Origin of the sequence: Pseudomonas protegens, assembly GCF_003363755.1 — a bacterium.
GTDB classification, from domain to species: domain Bacteria; phylum Pseudomonadota; class Gammaproteobacteria; order Pseudomonadales; family Pseudomonadaceae; genus Aquipseudomonas; species Aquipseudomonas danubii.
The window spans coordinates 5,571,253-5,591,338 of record NZ_CP031396.1 but is presented as its reverse complement, the minus strand read 5'-3'; the positions used below and the strand labels follow the sequence as shown (position 1 = coordinate 5,591,338).

Below are 20,086 nucleotides of genomic sequence, written 5' to 3'. Positions count from 1 at the left end.
CGGGGGACAACTCGGCGGTAAGTCTATCAGAACTCACCTAGACGTAAGAGATATTTGCGCCGAACTAAGTTTCAGCAATGCCTGCAAATTTCTCACGCAATTTATCAAGAGCACGTTTGTAACGCATTTTTGTAGCACTCAAACCCATATGCATGATGTCTGCGATCTCCTGAAACTCCAGTTCTGCGACAAATCGTAGCACCAGAATCTCTCGATCAATCGGGTTCACATGCACTAGCCATCGGTCAAGTCCGCCCTTCTCCTCAGGTTTCGGCGCCTTCTCTTCAGAGGCCTCCTCGAGGGGGTCAAGACTTAAAGCGTCCATCAACCGACGCTTGCGCCGCTCCTTGCGATACTGCGTGATGCATTCGTTGTACGTGATGCTATATAGCCATGTCTTGAACTTCGATTTGCCCTCAAAGTTCTTAAGGCCATACAGCACCTTCAACATCACCTCCTGACAGACATCATCCGCATCACGATCGTTCCCTAGATAACGCGCACAAACATTAAATAGGGTCCGCTGATAGCGTCGCATCAACTCTTCATAGGCGCGTGTTACGTGAAACAGCTCCGTATGTGAGCGCGCAACCAACTCCTCATCAGAGAGCTCACGGGGGTCATAGCGCGTGGATAGCGATTGGGTTTTATTCAAAACGAGTCGTGCCGACAGTCAGGTCAATGTCCGCCGCAGCCCGATGAGGGCATTTTGCGGCGGCATACATTAGCAGGGTTTGCCGGGTTAGCGGCTACTTACATGCTGCTCCAGCAAGATCCGATTGGACAGAGAGACTAGCTCACCCTCCTCGGTCAGCAATGTAGTTTTAACCGTGCCGATCTCTTCGATCTGGCCTTCGACCTCACCAACACGTACTTGTTGCCCAACCTGGTACAACTCACGCACATAGATTCCCGCAAGAATCTGTCCGGCAATTTCCCGGCTTCCCAAACCCATCGCCAGCGCAACGGCCAGACCAACGGTAATCAATACGATCACGATCACATGGTTGAGCAGGTCGGTTTTGACCTCCAACTGACTGATCGCAACGGAAATACTGATGATGATCACCAGCCCCTGGGCAATCCGTCCCAGGCCACTGGCGTAATCGAGGCCTACACCTTCCGCCGCTCCGCGCACCAGACCGTTGGCCAATTGCGCCAGCAGAACCCCCACCAACAGCACCAGCGCAGCACCGAAAACCTTCGGCAAATACAGCGCAAGCATGTCGAGCGTAGCCGAAACTCGCTCAAGGCCAAGGGATTCAGCAGCAGAAACCAGAAAAATAAGCAGAACGAACCAATAGACGATCTTGCCGATCAAGGTCGAGATCGGTACTTGCAAGCCCGCGCGGGACAGCAATTTGGTCAAGCCGGTACCGCCCATCAGGCGGTCCAGGCCCAGCTTGGCCAGCAATTTCGACAACAGGGTATCCAGCAGCTTGGCCACCACGAAGCCCAGCAACAGCACCACCAGCGCGCCGAACAGGTTCGGAATGAAGTTCGCTACCTTGGTCCACAAGGCAGTCATCGCCGTGACGAGGCTCTGCGTCCAGAGATCAAGTTCCATATTCAATCAGCCTTATCAGCAGTGCGAGCAGAAGATTTACGACGGGAAACCGGCGCGATATGGGCCGATCCGTTATTCAAGGCGATCATCAGCGCCGGCAGCCAGCGGCCCAGCAGGCTGAACAGATCCCCCGCCCCAACCTGGCGGTTGGCGGTTTTCAGTACGCGGCCCAGGCAGGCATCGTCATCGCGGCTCGATGGCGAAGCTTTGAGCATGTCACGCAAAGACTGTTCAAACGGATCGTGCATACGCACCTCGGGTGATGTCTGGAAAAGACGCGATCAGATTTATTCGGGTCACATGACGCATCATCACACCCAGCGCAAACGGCGAAACAACCACCATTGTCCCAGGGCCACAGACACCAGCAGCAGGCAGGCAATGATGAATCCGTAAGGGCTGGCGGAGAACGGAATGCCGCCGACGTTGATCCCCAGAAGACCGGTGAGAAAACTCATGGGCAGGAAGATCCCGGTGATGATCCCGAAGCGATACATGGTTCGATTCATGCGTACGCTCAAGCGCCGGTCTTCGGCCTCCAGCACAAGCCCCACGCGCTCTCGAGTCAACTCCAGCTCTTCCAGGTAACGGGTAAGGCTGTTGTGCAGTTCATTCCAATAATCACCATCATCGACGGCGAACCAGGGCAGTTTTATCCGACTCAGTTGGGAGAAAATATCCCGCTGCGGCGCCAGGAAACGCTTCAGTCCGGCAGCCCGGCGACGGATCTGCAAAATACTCCCATGCTCCGGGGTATACCGTTCGTCGGCATCTAGCTTTTCTTCCTCAGCATCGACCACTTCAGAGAGATCGCTGACCAGATCCTGCACTTTATGGGTCAGGTATTCGGCCATATAGAGGAGGAGCTCGGCGGCGGTTTTCGGCCCCTTGCCCTCGGCCAGTTGCACCAACAGCTCATCGGTGGCCCGCAAAGGCCGCAAGCGCAGAGAAATCACCCGCTGCGCGGACGCAAAGATGCGCACCGAGACCATGTCTTCAGGCTCGGCTCCCGGATTGAGATTGATGCCCCGCAGAAACAGCAGCAGTTCCGACTCCGGCAAGGCCAGCAAGCGCGGCCGGGTATTTTCCTCCAGCAGCAGATCACAGCTGAATTCGCTCAAGCCGCTGGAGCGGCGCAACCAGGTCTGGGTTTGTGGATGACTGCGATCCCAATGCAGCCACAGGCTTTCATGGGCCTGTAGCTGCAGATCGTCAAGCTCAGTCCGGGCTATCGAACGCGCACCACCTTCACCATCCAGCACCAGGGCATGCACCAGCCCCCATTGCGCGTTTTCTTCCTCGAACATCCTCATCCCTTGTCAGGCCAACTACTTATTCAGGCATTTTCAGCGGGCTCGGCGACACGATCACGCCGTTGTTATCGGCGTAGACATACTGGCCCGGACGGAAAGTCACACCGGCAAAGGTCACTGCCACATTGAGATCACCAATGCCACGCTTGTCGGTCTTCATCGGGTGGCTGGCCAGGGCCTGGACACCGAGGTCAGTCTGCGCGATGACATCCACATCGCGGATGCAACCGTAGATCACCAGACCTTCCCAGCCATTTTTCGCCGCCTTCTCGGCCAGCAGGTCGCCCAGCAGCGCGCGACGCAGGGAACCACCGCCATCAACCACCAGTACCTTGCCGTGCCCCTTGAGTTCGACTTGCTCCTTGACCAGCGAATTGTCTTCGAAGCACTTGATGGTGACGATTTCCCCACCAAAGGAATCGCGACCACCAAAGTTGCTGAACATGGGCTCAACCACCTGTACCAGGTCCGGGTAGGCGTCGCACAGGTCGGGAGTGAGGTAATGGTTCATCGAGAAACTCCTGTAGCAGAAAGAACACGATCGAAGGTATCGGCAAATTCCAGGGCTGCCTTGGAAATACGAGCTCAAGCGGCAGATGTTTAACCCACAGTGCCTGAGAAGCTGATCGGCCTGTAGCGTATTTTGCAGCCGTCTCACTGGAACGGAAAGTCGACTCAAAAACTGAATGTGACCAAAACAGCACAATGCGTCATATCTTAGCCGCAAGCGTTATCGAGCGAAATGCCCTTCTCAGAGCCTTCGCATCAGACCGCAGCCACCTGCTCGGGCGCTGAAACCAGCAACGGCGTGTGCTGATCCTTGAGCCAGCGCTCCACTAACGGCCAGACCTCAGTCTGCGCCGGCTTGCTCACCAACATCTCGACATGACCGAAATTGCTACTGAACCCTAGCTCACGACCCAGGCAGACAAATTGTTTCTGCTCGCTGGCCAACTGATCGAACAACTTGCGACAGGCCCAGGTCGGGTCCTGGTGATCCCCGGTTGCGCTGACCGCCAGCACCGGCACTGAAACCTCCGCTAGCCCTGCCCACCAATCCTTATCAGCATCGCCAAAACGACCGAACAGGCCATGCCAGCGCATGCTTTCCAAGGCCAGGCCAATGGGCTCGTCTTCCGGACCGCGCTTGAGCCGGGAACCGGAGAGTTGGGCAAAACGCTTGATGACCAGGCGCCCGCCCCACTCCACCATAGGAATTTTCAGCGGCCAGTAGGTGCGACTGACCTGGGTGCCAAAAAACGCCGCCGAAGCCACCCCCGCATCCCCCAGATACTGCCCGCCCAAAGCCGCCGCCAGGGTGGTACCCCCCAGGGAATGGCCAATCCAGTGGGGTATTTGCGCACTTTGCTCACGAACGAAGGCAGCAATCGCCGGCAGATCGTAACGCGCGTAGTCAGCCACCCGATTCTTGCGGTAATCGGCATTGCGTCGCGACAGACCGTGACCGCGCATCTCGGGAATCCACACATCAAAGCCCGCTCGGGCCAGATAGGCCCCGAGGCCAATGCCCTTGGGCGAGTACCAGAAACGCCGGTTGGAAAAACTGCCGTGAAGCAAGACCACAGGCACACCCCGGGCCTCGGGCTCATCGGCCAGCCCCAGGCGGGTCACCGCCAGCTCTACGGAGCTGTCCGGACTGTTGCCGGGTTTCAAGCGATAGACATCTTCGCTGAGGTCGCCTCGACGCTCGGCACTGATCAAGGCGACGGGAAATAGATTGCTGCTGCTTTGCATATTCTTCTTGCACAAAAAAGGGCGGCATCCAGAAGAAGCACGCCCTGCTTGAATCTTCAAGAGCCGGCCAGCCTCACGAGCGACCGGCTCTTCGTTCACCGATTACGCCGCGCCCTGGCCTTCAGCCAGGAAGAACCAGGTTTCCAGCACCGAGTCCGGGTTCAACGAAACGCTTTCAATGCCCTGCTCCATCAGCCACTTGGCCAGATCCGGATGGTCCGAAGGCCCCTGGCCGCAAATGCCGATGTACTTGCCAGCCTTGTTACAGGCGGCAATGGCATTGGCCAGCAGTTTCTTGACCGCAGGATTACGCTCGTCGAACAGGTGGGCGATGATCCCGGAGTCGCGGTCCAGGCCCAGGGTCAGCTGGGTCAGGTCGTTGGAACCGATGGAGAAACCATCGAAGTACTCGAGGAACTCGTCAGCCAGGATGGCGTTGGATGGCAGTTCGCACATCATGATCACGCGCAGGCCGTTTTCGCCACGCTTGAGGCCGTTTTCAGCCAGCAGATCAACCACTTGGCTGGCTTCGCCCAAGGTACGCACGAACGGCACCATGATTTCGACGTTGGTCAGGCCCATCTCGTTGCGCACGCGTTTCAGCGCGCGGCACTCGAGCTCGAAGCAGTCACGGAAGGATTCGCTGATGTAACGCGAAGCACCGCGGAAGCCCAGCATCGGGTTTTCTTCTTCCGGCTCGTAGAGCTTGCCGCCGATCAGGTTCGCGTACTCGTTGGACTTGAAGTCCGACAGACGCACGATGACCTTCTTCGGCGTGAACGCTGCCGCCAGGGTGCTGATACCCTCGACCAGCTTGTCGACATAGAAGTCCACCGGATCGTGGTAACCGGCGATGCGCTTGTCGACGCTGTCCTTGATCTCCTGCGGCAGCCCGGCGTAATTCAACAGCGCCTTGGGGTGCACGCCGATCATGCGGTTGATGATGAATTCCAGGCGAGCCAGGCCCACGCCGGCATTGGGCAGTTGGGCGAAGTCGAAGGCGCGATCCGGGTTACCGACGTTCATCATGATCTTGAACGGCAGCTCCGGCATGGCATCCACAGAGTTCTTCTTGATGTCGAAGCCCAGTTCGCCTTCGAAGATGAAACCGGTGTCGCCCTCGGCGCAGGAAACGGTCACGCCCTGGCCGTCTTTCAGCAGCTCGGTGGCGTTGCCGCAACCGACCACCGCAGGAATACCCAGCTCGCGAGCGATGATCGCCGCGTGGCAGGTACGGCCGCCACGGTTGGTGACAATGGCGCTGGCGCGCTTCATCACCGGCTCCCAGTCCGGGTCGGTCATGTCGGAGACCAGCACGTCGCCCGGCTGGACCTTGTCCATCTCGGAAACGTCCTTGATGATCCGCACCTTGCCAGCGCCGATGCGCTGGCCGATGGCACGACCTTCCACCAGCACGGTGCCGGTTTCCTTGAGCAGGTAGCGCTCCATGACATTGGCCTGGGTGCGGCTCTTCACGGTTTCCGGACGGGCCTGGACGATGTACAGCTTGCCGTCGTCGCCGTCCTTGGCCCATTCGATGTCCATCGGGCACTGGTAGTGCTTCTCGATGATCATCGCCTGCTTGGCCAGCTCGCTGACTTCCGCATCGGTCAGGCAGAAACGCGCGCGATCGGCCGCGTCCACGTCGACGGTCTTCACCGAACGCCCGGCCTTGGCTTCATCGCCGTAAATCATCTTGATCGCCTTGCTGCCCAGGTTGCGGCGCAGAATGGCCGGACGACCGGCTGCAAGGGTGTTCTTGTGGACGTAGAACTCGTCCGGATTGACCGCACCCTGAACCACGGTTTCACCCAGGCCGTAGGCGCCGGTAATGAATACCACGTCACGGAAGCCCGACTCGGTGTCGAGGGTGAACATCACGCCGGCGGTGCCGGTTTCCGAACGGACCATGCGCTGCACACCCGCAGACAAGGCCACCAGCTTGTGGTCGAAACCCTGATGCACGCGATAGGAAATGGCGCGATCGTTGAACAGAGAAGCAAACACTTCCTTGGCCGCGCGAATCACGTTATCCACGCCACGGATGTTGAGGAAGGTTTCCTGCTGGCCGGCGAAGGAGGCGTCCGGCAAGTCTTCAGCGGTAGCCGAGGAACGTACGGCTACGGCGATGTCCGGGTTGCCCGCCGACAAAGCGGCGAAAGCGGTGCGGATTTCGGTGTTCAGGCGCTCGGGAAACTCGGCTTCCATGATCCATTGACGGATCTGCGCGCCGGTCTTGGCCAGGGCATTCACGTCATCGACATCCAGCGCATCGAGGGCGGCATGGATCTGGTCGTTCAGACCGCTCAACTCAAGAAAATCACGATAAGCCTGAGCTGTCGTGGCGAAGCCACCAGGGACCGATACGCCCGCACCTGCGAGGTTGCTGATCATCTCGCCCAGGGATGCGTTCTTGCCCCCCACATGCTCAACATCGTGTTTGCCGAGCTTATCGAGGGAAACTACGTACTCTACCAAGGTGATCTCTCCACTAACTGTGTTGGAAAAGCTCAGAAGCCGGCTGCTCTTTGGAGCGTTTGCCCGCTATATGGCCTGGACCTGGAAAATAAGTGAGAATGCGGGCCATTCCCGGCCGACAAATCGCGCCTATCATATCCAAGAATCGTCACTAGCTTAAGGCCCAAGCCGCAAATGAAACGATCTGCTTTCTTTATCTCCGACGGTACCGGCATCACAGCGGAAACCCTCGGCCAGAGCCTGTTGGCGCAGTTCGAAAACGTTACCTTCAGCAAATTCACGCGGCCGTATATCGACAGCATGGAAAAAGCGCGGGCCATGGTACAACAAATCAATATAGCCGCCGAAAAAGACGGCTATCGGCCGATTATCTTCGACACCATCGTCAATCAGGACATTCGTGAGATCCTCGCCACCTCCAATGGTTTCATGATCGACATCTTCTCGACCTTCCTCGCTCCCCTGGAACAGGAACTCAGCGAGCACTCCTCCTACTCCGTCGGCAAGTCCCATTCCATTGGCCACAACTCCAACTACATGGAACGGATCGAGGCGGTGAACTTCGCCCTGGACAACGACGACGGTGCCCGCACTCACTATTACGACAAGGCCGACCTGATCCTGGTGGGCGTGTCGCGCTGCGGCAAGACCCCGACCTGCCTGTACATGGCCATGCAATTCGGCATCCGTGCGGCCAACTACCCGCTGACCGAAGAAGACATGGAGCGCCTGCAACTGCCCAACGCCTTGCGCGCCCACAAGCACAAGCTGTTCGGCCTGACCATCGACCCGGACCGGCTCACCGCGATCCGCAACGAGCGTAAGCCCAACAGTCGCTATTCCAGCTACGCCCAGTGCGAGTTCGAAGTGCGTGAAGTGGAAAATCTGTTCCGCCGCGAAAACATTCCCCACATCAACTCCACGCATTTCTCGGTGGAGGAGATCTCGGCCAAGATCCTCGTGGAAAAAGGCGTGGAACGGCGCTTCAAGTAAGCATCGACGCCACTTCAGCCGATCCGATGTGGCAAGGACGCACCCTTGCCACATCCACACCGCCTTCAGCGTCTCACCACCCCGGCAATCCAGGCTCCTGGCTTAACGCCGCAGCCAGCGCAGCAAAGCCCTCAGTCAGTTTCCGATCATCGGCCGTGGTATTGCAGACACTGGCACGAATGAACTGCGGCACCCCTGCCTGGCCTACGGCAAAGGCCTCGGCCGTGGCCACCAGATAGTGCTGCTGCTTCAGATGCGCTTCGATCTCCGAGGCCCGCCAGGGCTCGGGAACCTGAATCCAGAAATGCGGGCATGCCTGCGGACTGCGCCACTCCAACCCTTGCAGCAAACCCGCCACCAGCCCCTTGCGGCGAGTGATCTCGGCCATTTGCTGCTGACGCAGGCGTTCGGCAATACCGTCGTCGATCCACCCGGCAGCCAGCTCCAGGACCAACGGCGTGGCCATCCAGCAGGTTGCCCGCAGCGCTGCGGCCAATCGTCCCACCAGTGGCGGCGGCCCGCACAGGAAACCGACCCGCAACCCAGCCGCCACAGCCTTGCTCAGGCTGCTGATCAAGACCGTGCGCTCCGGGGCAAAATGCGCCAACGGCGCCGGGCGCCGATCCATCAGCACGGCATGGGTTTCGTCTTCAAGAATCAACAGATTGTGTCGCCGACAGACCTCGGCAATGGCCTCCCGCCGCGTCGGGGACTGCACCGCCGTGCTGGGATTCTGCAAGGTCGGCGTGCAATACAGGGCCGCCAGCCGGTGATGCCGGCACGCCTCCTCCAGCGCCTCGGGCAACAGCCCCTGCTCATCCATGGACAGCCCCAGCAGCTTGATCCCCAGCATCCGTGCAGTGCTGATCAGACCCGGATAGGTCAGGTGTTCGGTAGCCAGGGTATCCCCGGCCTTGAGCAGCGCCAGCAAGGCGACATGCAAGCCGTGCTGAGCCCCGTTGACGCAAATGACCTGCTGGGGATCAACCTGCAATCCCTCTTGGCTCAGCCAGCGGGCGCCGGCCTCGCGATAGCGCGCCAGCCCGGCTTCCGGACTGTAGCGAGCCACCTCCAGCAACCCCTGAGGATCGTCAGCCAAAGCCCGCAGACTCTGGGCGATGAAACGGCTCTCCGGCCCGGGGATATGGGTGTTGCGGCTCATGTCGAACAGCTCGGGCGACTCCGCACCCACATGACGAAAGCCGGTGTCGCGCTGACGCTGCAGACCGTCCTGACGCACGTACGTACCATCACCGACCCGCGCCACCACCTGCCCCAGGCGCTCCAGTTCGGCATAGGCACGGCTGATGGTGCCGATGGTCACGCCCAGTTGATCGGCCAGCAGCCGGTGGGGAGAGAGTTTGCTACCGGGCGCCAGCAGGCCTTGCTCGATGCCCTGGTCCAGGGCCTCTGCCAGCCGCTTGTACTTGGGCCCCGAGCCTTCCTGCAACGCGGAACGCAACATTGACACCATGTCAATACTTACTTTGACAGCCATCATTTACCCCAATAACGTGCTTTACAGGTTCAATCACCGGAAATGACTCGCCAAATATAGGGGTCAATTGCCAATCACGAAAGGAATGTCAGTGTGAACACCCTCACGGCAGCACCTAACACGCCTGTGTCATCGCGCCAGTGGCTCGCCACGCTGGTGACCTGCACCCTGTTCCTGATTGTCTGCCTGAGCTGGGGCACCACCTGGCTGGGCATCAAGATTGCCGTGGAGAGCGTGCCGCCGCTGACCGCCGCCGGGCTGCGCTTTCTGATCGCCTTCCCGCTGTTCGCCTGCTTTGCCTGGCTGCGCCGCGAACCACTGATGTTTCCCAAAGGCAGCCGCGGTTTCTTGCTGTTCGTCACCCTGTGCTACTTCAGCCTGCCCTACACCTTGCTCAACTACGGCGAGGTCCACGTCTCCTCGGGCCTGACCGCGCTGCTGTTCAGCTGCATGCCGGTGTTCATCCTGATTTTTTCCGCCTTGCTGTTGCGCGAGAAGATTCATCTGGCACAACTGCTGGGCATCGCTGTCGGCTTCGCCAGCCTGTTCCAGATCATCCACGGCCAGGGCCTGCTCAGCGATCACAACGAACTGTCGGGGGTACTGGCGATTCTCGGCGCGGCGCTGCTGCATGCACTGTGCTACGTGGTCACCAAGAAACACGGCAGCGCCATCAGTGTCATCACCTACAACACCTTGCCAATCGGCATCGCCGGTTTACTGCTGTGCCTGACGGGGCTGGGGATTGAGCAACCGGACTTTGCCGCCATCAGCCCGCGTTCCTGGGGCGCCTTGCTGTATCTGGGGCTGGCCGCTTCGGTGGGCGGGTTCATTGTCTACTTCTTCCTGCTCAAGCGACTGAACCCGGTGATCCTGTCCTTCGTGTTCATCATTTTCCCGGTGTTCGCGGTGATCATCGGCGCCTGGTACGAAGGACAGAGCCTGTCCCGGGACTTGCTGCTGTACTCCGCCACCCTGCTCGGCGGCTTTGCCATCACCAAATTGCCATTGGATAAATGGCTGTCCAGAACACCTGCCCAAGACTAAAGGAACTCAGTAGCGGCGAGTTTGCTCACCAACCCCATCGGAACGCCGGGTCCGCCCGGCGAACCGGTGTCATCACTGACATTCATCGCGAGCAAGCTCGTCCCTACAAAGGGAGAAGGTTGCCTCAGATCACCAGCAGATCGACGAACCTATGCACCGGTGTTGCCTCCAGGCGTGCCGGGTCCTTGCACAGTTGGAAAATCTGCGTCGAACGCTGGGCGGTGAAGCGCGTGGCCAGATTGGCCTTGAACTTGTCCTCCAGCAATGGAATGCCTTCGGCGCGGCGACGACGGTGACCGATGGGATATTCCACCGCCACCTGCTCGGTACTGGAGCCGTCCTTGAAGAACACCTGCACGGCATTGGCGATGGAGCGCTTGTCGGCCTCCAGGTATTCCCGGGTGTAACGCGGGTCTTCGACGATCTCCATCTTGCCCCGCAACTGATCAATGATCGGATGCGCAGCGTGGAAATCATCTTCGTAGTGCTCGGCCACCAAGGTGCCGAACGCCAGGGGCACGGCGGTCATGTATTGCAGGCAATGATCACGATCGGCGGCATTGGCCAAGGGGCCGACCTTGGAAATGATGCGGATCGCCGATTCATGGGTGGTGATGACGATCCGGTCGATCTCGGGCAAGCGATTGCGCACCAGGGGATGCAGAGTCACCGCCGCTTCACAGGCAGTCTGCGCGTGGAACTCCGCTGGGAAGCTGATCTTGAACAGTACGTTTTCCATCACGTAACTGGCGTACTTCTGCGGCAGGCTGAAACAGCGCTGCGCCTCGGGCTTCAACGCCAGGTCCTTGTTGGTATGACTGAACAGCACGTCATAGAAGCCCCATTGCGGCGCCGTCAGGACACCGGGAATCCCCATCTCGCCACGCAGGGCGATGTCCGCCAGACGCACCCCACGGCTTGAAGCATCGCCCGCCGCCCAGGATTTGCGCGAACCGGCATTGGGGGCATGACGATAGGTCCGCAGCGCCTGGCCGTCGACAAAGGCATGGGACAGCGCCGCCAGCAACTGCTCGCGGTTGGCACCCATCAGCTTGGCGCAGACCGCTGTGGAGGCGACCTTTACCAACAGCACATGATCGAGACCGACCCGGTTGAAGGAGTTTTCCAGGGCCATCACCCCCTGGATCTCATGGGCCATGACCATCGCTCGCAACACATCGCCCATGGTCAACGGCGCTTCACCATTGGCCACACGCTTTTGCGAGAGATGGTCGGCCACCGCGAGAATGCCGCCTAGGTTGTCCGAGGGATGCCCCCATTCGGCCGCCAGCCAGGTGTCGTTGTAATCCAGCCAACGCACGATGCAGCCGATGTCCCAGGCCGCCTTCACCGGGTCCAGGCGATAGCTGGTGCCGGGAACCCGGGCACCGAAGGGCACCACCGTGCCTTCGACGATCGGTCCCAGGTGCTTGGTGCATTCAGGGAAACGCAGGGCCAGCAAGCCGCAGCCCAAGGTATCCATCAGGCAATTGCGGGCGGTATCGAGGGCTTCCCGGGAGTCGATGACGTAGTTCAGGACATAGTCGGCAATGTCCTGCAAAACCGGGTCGTAATCGGGACGGTTGTTCAGGTCAACGTTGGCGCTCATGAGTGCTTCACTCCTGTTGCAAGGTTGTGGGTAGCGGTGATTCCTCAGGTACAGGTCAATAACGGCATCGCAGGTCTGCGCCTGCTCAGCGATTCAATAACAACGTCACGACTGGCGGTGGTGGCGAGGGAGCAAGCCCACCGCCACGCCAGCGTGGCTCTGCTTAGAAACTGTCGCCAGGCACTCGCACCCAGCCTTCCATCAGTACTCGGGCGCTGCGGCTCATGATGGCCTTGACCACCGTCCAGTCACCGCCGCTTTGAGTGGCTTCGGCGCCGACGCGCAAGGTGCCCGAAGGGTGACCAAAACGCACCGCGCTGCGCGCACCGCCACCGGCCGCCAGATTGACCAGGGTCCCGGGAATCGCCGCCGCGGTGCCGATGGCCACCGCGGCGGTGCCCATCATCGCGTGATGCAGCTTGCCCATGGACATGGCCCGCACCAGCAGCTCGACGTCACCGGCCTTGATCGCCTTGCCGCTGGAAGCCTGGTAATCCGCCGGCGGCGCCACAAAGGCCACTTTCGGCGTGTGCTGGCGCTGGGCGGCTTGGTCCAGGTGCTGAATCAGGCCCATGCGCAGGGCGCCGTGGGCGCGGATGGTCTCGAACATCGCCAGGGCCTTGGGGTCGCCATTGATGTCGCCCTGCAGCTCGGTGCCGCGATAACCGATGTCCGCCGCGTTGACGAAGATCGTCGGAATCCCGGCATTGATCAAAGTCGCCTTGAAGGTGCCGACACCGGGGACTTCCAAGTCGTCCACCAGGTTGCCGGTGGGGAACATCGAACCACCGGCGCCCTCTTCCTCGGCCGCCGGATCGAGGAATTCCAACTGCACTTCGGCCGCCGGGAAGGTCACGCCGTCGAGCTCGAAATCACCGGTTTCCTGAACCTCGCCGTTGGTGATCGGCACGTGGGCGATGATGCTCTTGCCGATATTGGCCTGCCAGATGCGCACCACCGCCACGCCGTTCTGCGGAATGCGCGCCGGGTCCACCAGGCCGCTGCTGATGGCGAAGGAGCCCACCGCCGCCGAGAGGTTGCCGCAGTTGCCGCTCCAGTCGACGAAGGCCTTGTCGATGGCCACCTGGCCGAACAGGTAGTCGACGTCGTGATCGGCCTTGATGCTCTTGGACAGGATCACCGTCTTGCTGGTGCTGGAGGTGGCACCGCCCATGCCGTCGATCTGCTTGTCATAGGGATCGGGGCTGCCGATCACCCGCAGCAGCAGGGCATCGCGGGCCGCGCCCGGCAACTGCGCGGCCTCGGGCAGGTCCTGCAGGTTGAAGAACACACCCTTGCTGGTGCCGCCACGCATGTAGGTGGCGGGAATCTTGATCTGCGCTACAAATGCCATGAATTTCAGGTCCCGATAATGACCGGGGGCGGTGCCTTGCGACCCGCCCCCGGTACGTTGCTTAGCTGGCTACGGCCGATTCCAGGAAGTCCTGGGCGAAGCGTTGCAGCACCCCACCCGCCTCGTAGATCGACACCTCTTCGGCGGTGTCGAGGCGGCAGGTGACCGGCACCTCCAACCGCTCGCCGTTGCGGCGGTTGATCACCAGGGTCAACTGCGCCCGTGGCGTGCGTTCGCCGATCACGTCGTAGGTTTCGGTGCCGTCGATGCCCAGGGTCTTGCGGTCGGTGCCCGCCAGGAACTCCAGGGGCAGCACCCCCATGCCCACCAGGTTGGTGCGGTGGATGCGCTCGAAGCCTTCGGCGACGATCGCCTCCACACCCGCCAGGCGCACGCCCTTGGCCGCCCAGTCGCGGGACGAGCCCTGGCCATAGTCAGCGCCGGCAATGATGATCAGCGGCTGCTTGCGCTGCATGTAGGTTTCGATGGCTTCCCACATCCGCGTCACTTTGCCTTCCGGCTCGATGCGCGCCAGGGAACCCTGCTTGACCTTGCCGTTTTCCTCGACCATTTCGTTGAACAGTTTCGGGTTGGCAAAGGTCGCGCGCTGAGCGGTCAGGTGGTCACCACGGTGGGTCGCGTAGGAGTTGAAGTCCTCTTCCGGCAGGCCCATTTTCGCCAGGTACTCACCCGCCGCGCTGTCGAGCATGATGGCGTTGGACGGCGACAGGTGGTCGGTGGTGATGTTGTCCGGCAGCACTGCCAGCGGGCGCATGCCCTTGAGGCTGCGCTCGCCGGCCAGGGCCCCTTCCCAATACGGCGGACGGCGAATGTAGGTGCTCTGCGGGCGCCAGTCGTACAGCGGCTCGACTTTCGGACCGGTGTCTTCGTGGATGGCGAACATCGGAATGTAGACCTTGCGGAACTGCTCCGGCTTCACCGCGGCCTTGACCACGGCGTCGATTTCTTCGTCGCTCGGCCAGATGTCCTTGAGGCGGATTTCCCGGCCGTTGGCGTCCAGGCCCAGCACGTCCTTCTCGATATCGAAGCGGATGGTGCCGGCAATCGCGTAGGCCACCACCAGCGGCGGCGAAGCCAGGAACGCCTGCTTGGCATAGGGGTGGATACGCCCGTCGAAGTTGCGGTTGCCCGACAGCACGGCGGTGGCGTACAGGTCGCGATCGATGATCTCTTTCTGGATCACCGGGTCCAGGGCGCCGGACATGCCGTTGCAAGTGGTGCAGGCAAAAGCCACCACGCCAAAGCCCAGCTGTTCCAGTTCATGGCCCAGGCCGGCTTCTTCCAGGTACATGGCCACGGTTTTCGAACCTGGAGCCAGGGACGACTTGACCCACGGCTTGCGGGTCAACCCCAGCTTGTTGGCGTTGCGCGCCAGCAGGCCGGCGGCGATCACGTTGCGCGGGTTGCTGGTGTTGGTGCAGCTGGTGATGGCGGCGATGATCACCGCGCCGTCGGGCATCTGCCCCGGCACTTCGGACCACTGCCCGGCAATGCCCTTGGCCGCCAGGTCGCGGGTGGCGACCCGGGCGTGGGGGTTGCTCGGCCCGGCCATGTTGCGCACCACCGACGACAGGTCGAACTGCAGGCCGCGCTCGTAACGCGCGCTCTTCAGGCTGTCGGCCCACAGGCCGGTGTGCTTGGCGTAGCTCTCCACCAGGCGCACTTGTTCGTCTTCACGACCGGTGAGCTTGAGGTAGTCGATGGTCTGCTGGTCGATGTAGAACATCGCTGCAGTGGCACCGTATTCCGGGGCCATGTTGGAGATGGTGGCGCGGTCGCCCAGGGTCAGGGCCGCGGCGCCTGCGCCGAAGAACTCCAGCCAGGCCCCGACCACTTTCTGCTTGCGCAGGAACTCGGTCAGCGCCAGCACCATGTCGGTGGCGGTGATCCCCGGTTGCAGCTTGCCGGTGAGCTCGACACCGATGATTTCCGGCAAGCGCATCCACGAAGCGCGACCGAGCATGACGTTCTCGGCTTCCAGGCCGCCGACGCCGATGGCGATCACACCCAGGGCGTCCACGTGGGGGGTGTGGCTGTCGGTGCCGACGCAGGTATCCGGGAAGGCCACGCCATCGCGCACCTGGATCACCGGGGACATTTTCTCCAGGTTGATCTGGTGCATGATGCCGTTGCCCGGCGGGATCACGTCGACGTTCTTGAAGGCTTTCTTGGTCCAGTTGATGAAGTGGAAACGGTCTTCGTTGCGCCGGTCTTCGATGGCGCGGTTCTTGTCGAAGGCGTCCGGGTCGAAACCGCCGCATTCCACGGCCAGGGAGTGGTCGACGATCAACTGGGTCGGCACCACCGGGTTGACCAGCGCTGGATCACCGCCCTGGTCGGCGATGGCGTCGCGCAGGCCGGCCAGGTCCACCAACGCAGTCTGGCCAAGGATGTCATGGCACACCACGCGGGCTGGGAACCAGGGAAAGTCCAGGTCGTCACGACGTTCGATCAACTGGCCCAGGGACGCCTTGAGGGTCGCCGGATCACAGCGACGCACCAGGTTCTCCGCCAGCACGCGGGAGGTATAGGGCAGGCTGTCGTAAGCGCCTGGCTGAAGCGCATCGACCGCCGCACGGGCGTCGAAGTAGTCCAGCTGGCTGCCGGGCAGCGTCTTGCGAAATTCAGTGTTCATGGTCAGGGGACTCGATCACGGTAGTTTCAAAGGGAGCGCCTGGCACCGTGTTGAATGGACATCTATCCCTTGTCGGAGCGAGCTTGCTCGCGATGACTGAATCAGATCCGACATTGCTGTCGGCTGATCCATCGCTATCGCGAGCAAGGTCGCTCCTACAGGTTTGTGGTTCATTCAAGCCACAGTGCCGGCGCCCTCCCGGTCAGCGGCGTTCGATTGGCACGAACTTGCGCTGTTCAACGCCGATGTACTCGGCGCTTGGACGGATGATGCGGTTGTTGCCACGCTGTTCGAACACATGAGCAGCCCAGCCGGTCAGGCGCGAACACACGAAGATCGGCGTGAACAACTTGGTGGGAATGCCCATGAAGTGGTACGCCGAGGCGTGGTAGAAGTCGGCGTTGGGGAAGAGTTTCTTCTGCTCCCACATGGTCTTGTCGATGGCTTCGGATACCGGGAACAGCACCTTGTCGCCCACTTCGTCGGCGAGCTTCTTCGACCAGCCCTTGATCACCTCGTTGCGCGGGTCGTTGTCTTTGTAGATCGCGTGACCAAAGCCCATGATCTTGTCCTTGCGCTCCAGCATCCGCAGCAACTCGGCAGTCGCCTCCTCGGGGCTCTGGAAGCGCTCGATCAGTTCCATGGCTGCCTCGTTGGCACCACCGTGCAGCGGGCCGCGCAGCGAACCGATGGCTGCAGTAATGCACGAGTACAAGTCCGACAGGGTCGAGGCGCAGACCCGGGCGGTGAAGGTGGAAGCGTTGAATTCGTGCTCGGCGTAAAGGATCAGCGAGACGTTCATCACCTTGACGTGCAAGTCGCTGGGCTTCTTGCCGTGCAACAAGTGCAGGAAGTGGCCACCGATGGTCTGCTCGTCGCTGACACAGCTGATGCGTACGCCTTCGTGGCTGAAGCGGTACCAGTAGCACATGATCGCCGGGAAGGCCGCCAGCAGGCGGTCGGTGACGTCATGCTGTTGGGAGAAGTCCTTCTCCGGCTCGATGTTGCCGAGGAACGAGCAACCGGTGCGCATCACGTCCATCGGATGGGCCTGGGCCGGAATCCGCTCCAGCACTTCCTTGAGCGCCTGAGGCAGGTCCCGCAGCTTGCTCAGCTTGGCGCTGTAGGCGGCCAACTGTTCCTGGGTCGGCAGATCGCCGTACAACAGCAGGTAGGCCACTTCCTCGAACTGCGCATCGGCCGCCAGTTCGCGCACGTCATAGCCGCGATAGGTCAACCCGGCACCGGCCTGGCCCACGGTGGACAGCGCGGTTTGCCCGGCCACCTGGCCGCGCAGACCTGCGCCACTCAATACTTTTGCTTCGGCCATTGCTCTCTCCAATCTTGAATTTGTTAGGGACTTGGCAACTTCATCAACGGTTTGTTCGTGGTTCGCGAATCAACCTTTCTTCTGCGCGAACAGCGCGTCGAGCTTCTGCTCGAAGCTGTGGTAGTCGATGCGCTCGTAGAGCTCCATGCGGGTCTGCATGGTGTCGATCACGTTCTGCTGGGTGCCGTCGCGACGGATCGCGGTGTAGACGTTTTCCGCCGCCTTGTTCATGGCGCGGAACGCCGACAGCGGGTACAGCACCAGGGAAACATCCACGGATTTCAGTTGTTCGGTGGTGTACAGCGGGGTCGCGCCGAATTCGGTGATGTTGGCCAGGATCGGCGCCTTCACCCGATCGGCGAAGATCTTGTACATCTCAAGCTCGGTGATGGCTTCCGGGAACACCATGTCGGCACCGGCCTCGATGCACGCCGCGGCGCGCTCAAGGGCCGACTCCAGGCCTTCCACCGCCAAAGCATCGGTACGCGCCATGATCACGAAACTGTCGTCGGTGCGAGCATCCACCGCAGCCTTGATGCGGTCGACCATTTCCTGCTGGGACACGATCTCTTTATTAGGACGGTGACCGCAGCGCTTGGCGCCGACCTGGTCCTCGATGTGGATCGCCGCCGCGCCGAACTTGATCATCGACTTGACAGTGCGGGCCACGTTGAAGGCCGAGGAGCCGAAGCCGGTGTCCACGTCCACCAGCAGCGGCAGGTCGCAGACGTCGGTGATGCGGCGCACGTCGGTGAGGACGTCGTCGAGGCCGGTGATGCCCAGGTCAGGCACGCCGAGGGAACCGGCGGCGACCCCGCCGCCAGACAGGTAGATCGCCTTGAAGCCGGCGCGCTTGGCCAGCAGGGCGTGGTTGGCGTTGATCGTGCCCACCACTTGCAATGGCTGTTCGCTGGCGACCGCATCGCGGAAACGCTGGCCTGGAGTGCTCTTGTTGGAACTCATGACTCACCTCGTGGAGTGGCTGTCTGATGGGCGCTGTCCTGGTAGTGACGCGCGATGTTGCGTTTCGAGGCGCCGATGTGGCGGCGCATCAGTAGCTCGGCCAGTTCGCCGTCGCGATCGGCAATGGCGTCGAGAATCCGGTGGTGTTCGGCAAAGGCCTGGTGCGGGCGGTTGGGGGTCGCGGAGAACTGGATGCGATACATGCGCACCAACTGATACAGCTCGCCACAGAGCATTTGCGTGAGGGTGCGGTTGCCCGCGCCCTGGATGATCCGGTAGTGGAAGTCGAAATCCCCTTCCTGCTGGTAGTAGCCGACCCCGGCCTGGAACGCCGCATCGCGCTCATGGGTATCGAGCACCCGGCGCAATTCGTCGATTTCCTCGCTGGTCATGCGCTCCGCCGCCAGGCGACAGGCCATGCCCTCCAGGGATTCGCGGATTTCGTAGAGTTCGATCAGCTCGGCGTGGCTCAGGGATACCACCCGGGCCCCGACATGAGGCACACGCACCAACAGGCGCTGGCCTTCCAGGCGGTGGATGGCTTCGCGCAGCGGGCCGCGACTGATGCCGTAGGTTCGGGCCAGCTCAGGCTCGGAGATCTTGCTGCCCGGGGCGATCTCGCCCTTGACGATGGCGGCCTGGATGCGCCGGAAGACGTTTTCGGACAGGGTCTCAGAATCGTCCTGTGTCGGCAGCGGATGTTCCAGTTGATCCAACATATTGTCGACACCTTTAAAATCAATGAGGCAAAAACTAGCCAATACCCCCAAAACAGTCAAAGGAAAAATTGAGATTGTCGACAATCGTCTAATAACCCTTTGCACCCAAACGAGACAAAAGGCCCGCCCCCGACGCTGGCGCCATAAAACCAGCATGCTAGAATGCTGCCCGCATTGGCCTGTCATCTTTTTATGACACGCATACGAGGGAGCTTGCGCAGCAATGCCGGTCGCCTTGAACTGAAGAACCCAAGCCCATCAGGATCTATGAGACTCAAGGCCCTTCCCCTACTCCTCTGTCTGCCTGCCCTGCCCGGTCTCAGTGCCGCCGCCGGCAAGACGGTCTACGGTTTGAACGAGTACGCGCATCTATCAGGTATCGACCTGGAAGTTGCTGCCAAGCTCGACACCGGCGCCAAGACTGCGTCCTTAAGTGCCCGCGACATCAAGCGCTTCAAGCGCAATGGCGAGTCCTGGGTGCGTTTCTACCTGGCCATCGACACCGCCCATTCCCACCCCATCGAACGGCCCCTGGCCCGGGTCAGCAAGATCAAGCGCCGCGCCGGCGACTATGATCCCGATGAGGACAAGAACTACACCGCGCGCCCGGTGATCGCTCTGGATGTCTGCATGGGCAGTGCCTTGCGCAGCATCGAAGTGAACCTGACCGACCGCAGCACTTTCCAATACCCGCTGCTGATTGGCTCCGAAGCGCTGAAACGCTTCGATGCGCTGGTCGACCCCAGTCTTAAATACGCTGCTGGCAAACCCGCCTGCGCCACCGACGCTCATACCGCAGAGTAA

At 61.0% G+C, this 20,086-nt stretch carries 17 protein-coding genes; 3 read left to right on the top strand and 14 right to left on the bottom strand.

Annotation, left to right across the window (positions count from 1 at the left end; all coding sequences use genetic code 11):
• Positions 1-64 precede the first annotated feature (64 nt).
• The 7 genes from sigX to ppsA all read right to left on the bottom strand — a co-directional run bounded on the left by sigX (position 65) and on the right by ppsA (position 7,113).
• Positions 65-655, bottom strand: a complete 591-nt coding sequence (sigX, locus tag DWF74_RS25405) for an RNA polymerase sigma factor SigX (RefSeq protein WP_011060195.1) — start codon at positions 653-655, stop codon at positions 65-67.
• Positions 656-742: 87 nt separating this feature from the next.
• Entirely contained in the window at positions 743-1,567 is an 825-nt protein-coding gene (locus DWF74_RS25400; RefSeq protein ID WP_016964357.1) for a mechanosensitive ion channel family protein, read from the bottom strand.
• 2 nt (positions 1,568-1,569) lie between these two features.
• Complete coding sequence (locus DWF74_RS25395; protein WP_011060193.1) at positions 1,570-1,815, bottom strand: hypothetical protein; 246 nt, start codon at positions 1,813-1,815, stop codon at positions 1,570-1,572.
• A 63-nt stretch (positions 1,816-1,878) separates the two neighbouring features.
• Positions 1,879-2,874: a zinc transporter ZntB gene (locus DWF74_RS25390; protein ID WP_102863847.1), complete on the bottom strand. Its 996-nt coding sequence runs from the start codon at positions 2,872-2,874 to the stop codon at positions 1,879-1,881.
• A 25-nt stretch (positions 2,875-2,899) separates the two neighbouring features.
• A complete protein-coding gene (rraA, locus tag DWF74_RS25385; protein ID WP_102863848.1) occupies positions 2,900-3,391 on the bottom strand; it encodes a ribonuclease E activity regulator RraA in 492 nt (163 codons plus the stop codon).
• A 254-nt stretch (positions 3,392-3,645) separates the two neighbouring features.
• Positions 3,646-4,635 carry an alpha/beta fold hydrolase gene (locus DWF74_RS25380; protein WP_102878971.1) on the bottom strand — a complete coding sequence of 330 codons (990 nt, stop codon included), beginning with the start codon at positions 4,633-4,635 and terminating at the stop codon, positions 3,646-3,648.
• A gap of 102 nt (positions 4,636-4,737) precedes the next feature.
• Complete coding sequence (ppsA, locus tag DWF74_RS25375; RefSeq protein ID WP_102863850.1) at positions 4,738-7,113, bottom strand: phosphoenolpyruvate synthase; 2,376 nt, start codon at positions 7,111-7,113, stop codon at positions 4,738-4,740.
• 174 nt (positions 7,114-7,287) lie between these two features.
• On the opposite strand from ppsA, the gene ppsR reads away from it, so the two are divergent.
• The gene (gene ppsR, locus DWF74_RS25370) at positions 7,288-8,106 is read left to right on the top strand and encodes a posphoenolpyruvate synthetase regulatory kinase/phosphorylase PpsR (protein ID WP_102863851.1); all 819 of its coding nucleotides are present in this window, start codon (positions 7,288-7,290) and stop codon (positions 8,104-8,106) included.
• Between the two features lie 73 nt (positions 8,107-8,179).
• Here ppsR and DWF74_RS25365 read toward each other — a convergent pair whose 3' ends face one another.
• Complete coding sequence (locus DWF74_RS25365; protein WP_115582487.1) at positions 8,180-9,604, bottom strand: PLP-dependent aminotransferase family protein; 1,425 nt, start codon at positions 9,602-9,604, stop codon at positions 8,180-8,182.
• A 93-nt stretch (positions 9,605-9,697) separates the two neighbouring features.
• Between DWF74_RS25365 and DWF74_RS25360 the strand changes: the two genes are divergently transcribed.
• Entirely contained in the window at positions 9,698-10,651 is a 954-nt protein-coding gene (locus tag DWF74_RS25360; RefSeq protein ID WP_115581933.1) for a DMT family transporter, read from the top strand.
• A 124-nt stretch (positions 10,652-10,775) separates the two neighbouring features.
• Here the strand turns inward: DWF74_RS25360 and prpD are convergent, their stop codons facing one another.
• The 6 genes from prpD to DWF74_RS25330 form a co-directional block, all read right to left on the bottom strand.
• Positions 10,776-12,260, bottom strand: a complete 1,485-nt coding sequence (gene prpD, locus DWF74_RS25355; RefSeq protein ID WP_115581932.1) for a 2-methylcitrate dehydratase — start codon at positions 12,258-12,260, stop codon at positions 10,776-10,778.
• Positions 12,261-12,423: 163 nt separating this feature from the next.
• Positions 12,424-13,614, bottom strand: a complete 1,191-nt coding sequence (prpF, locus tag DWF74_RS25350) for a 2-methylaconitate cis-trans isomerase PrpF (RefSeq protein ID WP_115581931.1) — start codon at positions 13,612-13,614, stop codon at positions 12,424-12,426.
• 61 nt (positions 13,615-13,675) lie between these two features.
• Entirely contained in the window at positions 13,676-16,270 is a 2,595-nt protein-coding gene (gene acnD, locus DWF74_RS25345) for a Fe/S-dependent 2-methylisocitrate dehydratase AcnD (RefSeq protein ID WP_102863855.1), read from the bottom strand.
• A 202-nt stretch (positions 16,271-16,472) separates the two neighbouring features.
• The gene (gene prpC / locus DWF74_RS25340; RefSeq protein WP_115581930.1) at positions 16,473-17,600 is read right to left on the bottom strand and encodes a bifunctional 2-methylcitrate synthase/citrate synthase; all 1,128 of its coding nucleotides are present in this window, start codon (positions 17,598-17,600) and stop codon (positions 16,473-16,475) included.
• A 69-nt stretch (positions 17,601-17,669) separates the two neighbouring features.
• Positions 17,670-18,563 carry a methylisocitrate lyase gene (gene prpB, locus DWF74_RS25335; protein WP_102863857.1) on the bottom strand — a complete coding sequence of 298 codons (894 nt, stop codon included), beginning with the start codon at positions 18,561-18,563 and terminating at the stop codon, positions 17,670-17,672.
• Positions 18,560-19,282 carry a GntR family transcriptional regulator gene (locus DWF74_RS25330; RefSeq protein ID WP_102863858.1) on the bottom strand — a complete coding sequence of 241 codons (723 nt, stop codon included), beginning with the start codon at positions 19,280-19,282 and terminating at the stop codon, positions 18,560-18,562. The genes prpB and DWF74_RS25330 overlap by 4 nt, the downstream gene beginning before the upstream one ends.
• Positions 19,283-19,549: 267 nt before the next feature.
• On the opposite strand from DWF74_RS25330, the gene DWF74_RS25325 reads away from it, so the two are divergent.
• Positions 19,550-20,086 (top strand): ATP-dependent zinc protease family protein, encoded by a 537-nt coding sequence (locus DWF74_RS25325; protein WP_102863859.1) that lies wholly within the window; start codon positions 19,550-19,552, stop codon positions 20,084-20,086.

What these genes read in the sequence shown, in the direction of transcription:
- rraA (WP_102863848.1), bottom strand. Translation starts at nt 3,391, where the DNA reads ATGAACCATTACCTCACTCCCGACCTGTGCGACGCCTACCCGGACCTG.
- DWF74_RS25400 (WP_016964357.1), bottom strand. Translation starts at nt 1,567, where the DNA reads ATGGAACTTGATCTCTGGACGCAGAGCCTCGTCACGGCGATGACTGCC.
- DWF74_RS25330 (WP_102863858.1), bottom strand. Translation starts at nt 19,282, where the DNA reads ATGTTGGATCAACTGGAACATCCGCTGCCGACACAGGACGATTCTGAG.
- ppsR (WP_102863851.1), top strand. Translation starts at nt 7,288, where the DNA reads ATGAAACGATCTGCTTTCTTTATCTCCGACGGTACCGGCATCACAGCG.
- prpB (WP_102863857.1), bottom strand. Translation starts at nt 18,563, where the DNA reads ATGAGTTCCAACAAGAGCACTCCAGGCCAGCGTTTCCGCGATGCGGTC.
- prpC (WP_115581930.1), bottom strand. Translation starts at nt 17,600, where the DNA reads ATGGCCGAAGCAAAAGTATTGAGTGGCGCAGGTCTGCGCGGCCAGGTG.
- DWF74_RS25365 (WP_115582487.1), bottom strand. Translation starts at nt 9,604, where the DNA reads ATGGCTGTCAAAGTAAGTATTGACATGGTGTCAATGTTGCGTTCCGCG.
- prpF (WP_115581931.1), bottom strand. Translation starts at nt 13,614, where the DNA reads ATGGCATTTGTAGCGCAGATCAAGATTCCCGCCACCTACATGCGTGGC.
- acnD (WP_102863855.1), bottom strand. Translation starts at nt 16,270, where the DNA reads ATGAACACTGAATTTCGCAAGACGCTGCCCGGCAGCCAGCTGGACTAC.
- DWF74_RS25380 (WP_102878971.1), bottom strand. Translation starts at nt 4,635, where the DNA reads ATGCAAAGCAGCAGCAATCTATTTCCCGTCGCCTTGATCAGTGCCGAG.
- prpD (WP_115581932.1), bottom strand. Translation starts at nt 12,260, where the DNA reads ATGAGCGCCAACGTTGACCTGAACAACCGTCCCGATTACGACCCGGTT.
- DWF74_RS25395 (WP_011060193.1), bottom strand. Translation starts at nt 1,815, where the DNA reads ATGCACGATCCGTTTGAACAGTCTTTGCGTGACATGCTCAAAGCTTCG.
- DWF74_RS25390 (WP_102863847.1), bottom strand. Translation starts at nt 2,874, where the DNA reads ATGTTCGAGGAAGAAAACGCGCAATGGGGGCTGGTGCATGCCCTGGTG.
- DWF74_RS25325 (WP_102863859.1), top strand. Translation starts at nt 19,550, where the DNA reads ATGAGACTCAAGGCCCTTCCCCTACTCCTCTGTCTGCCTGCCCTGCCC.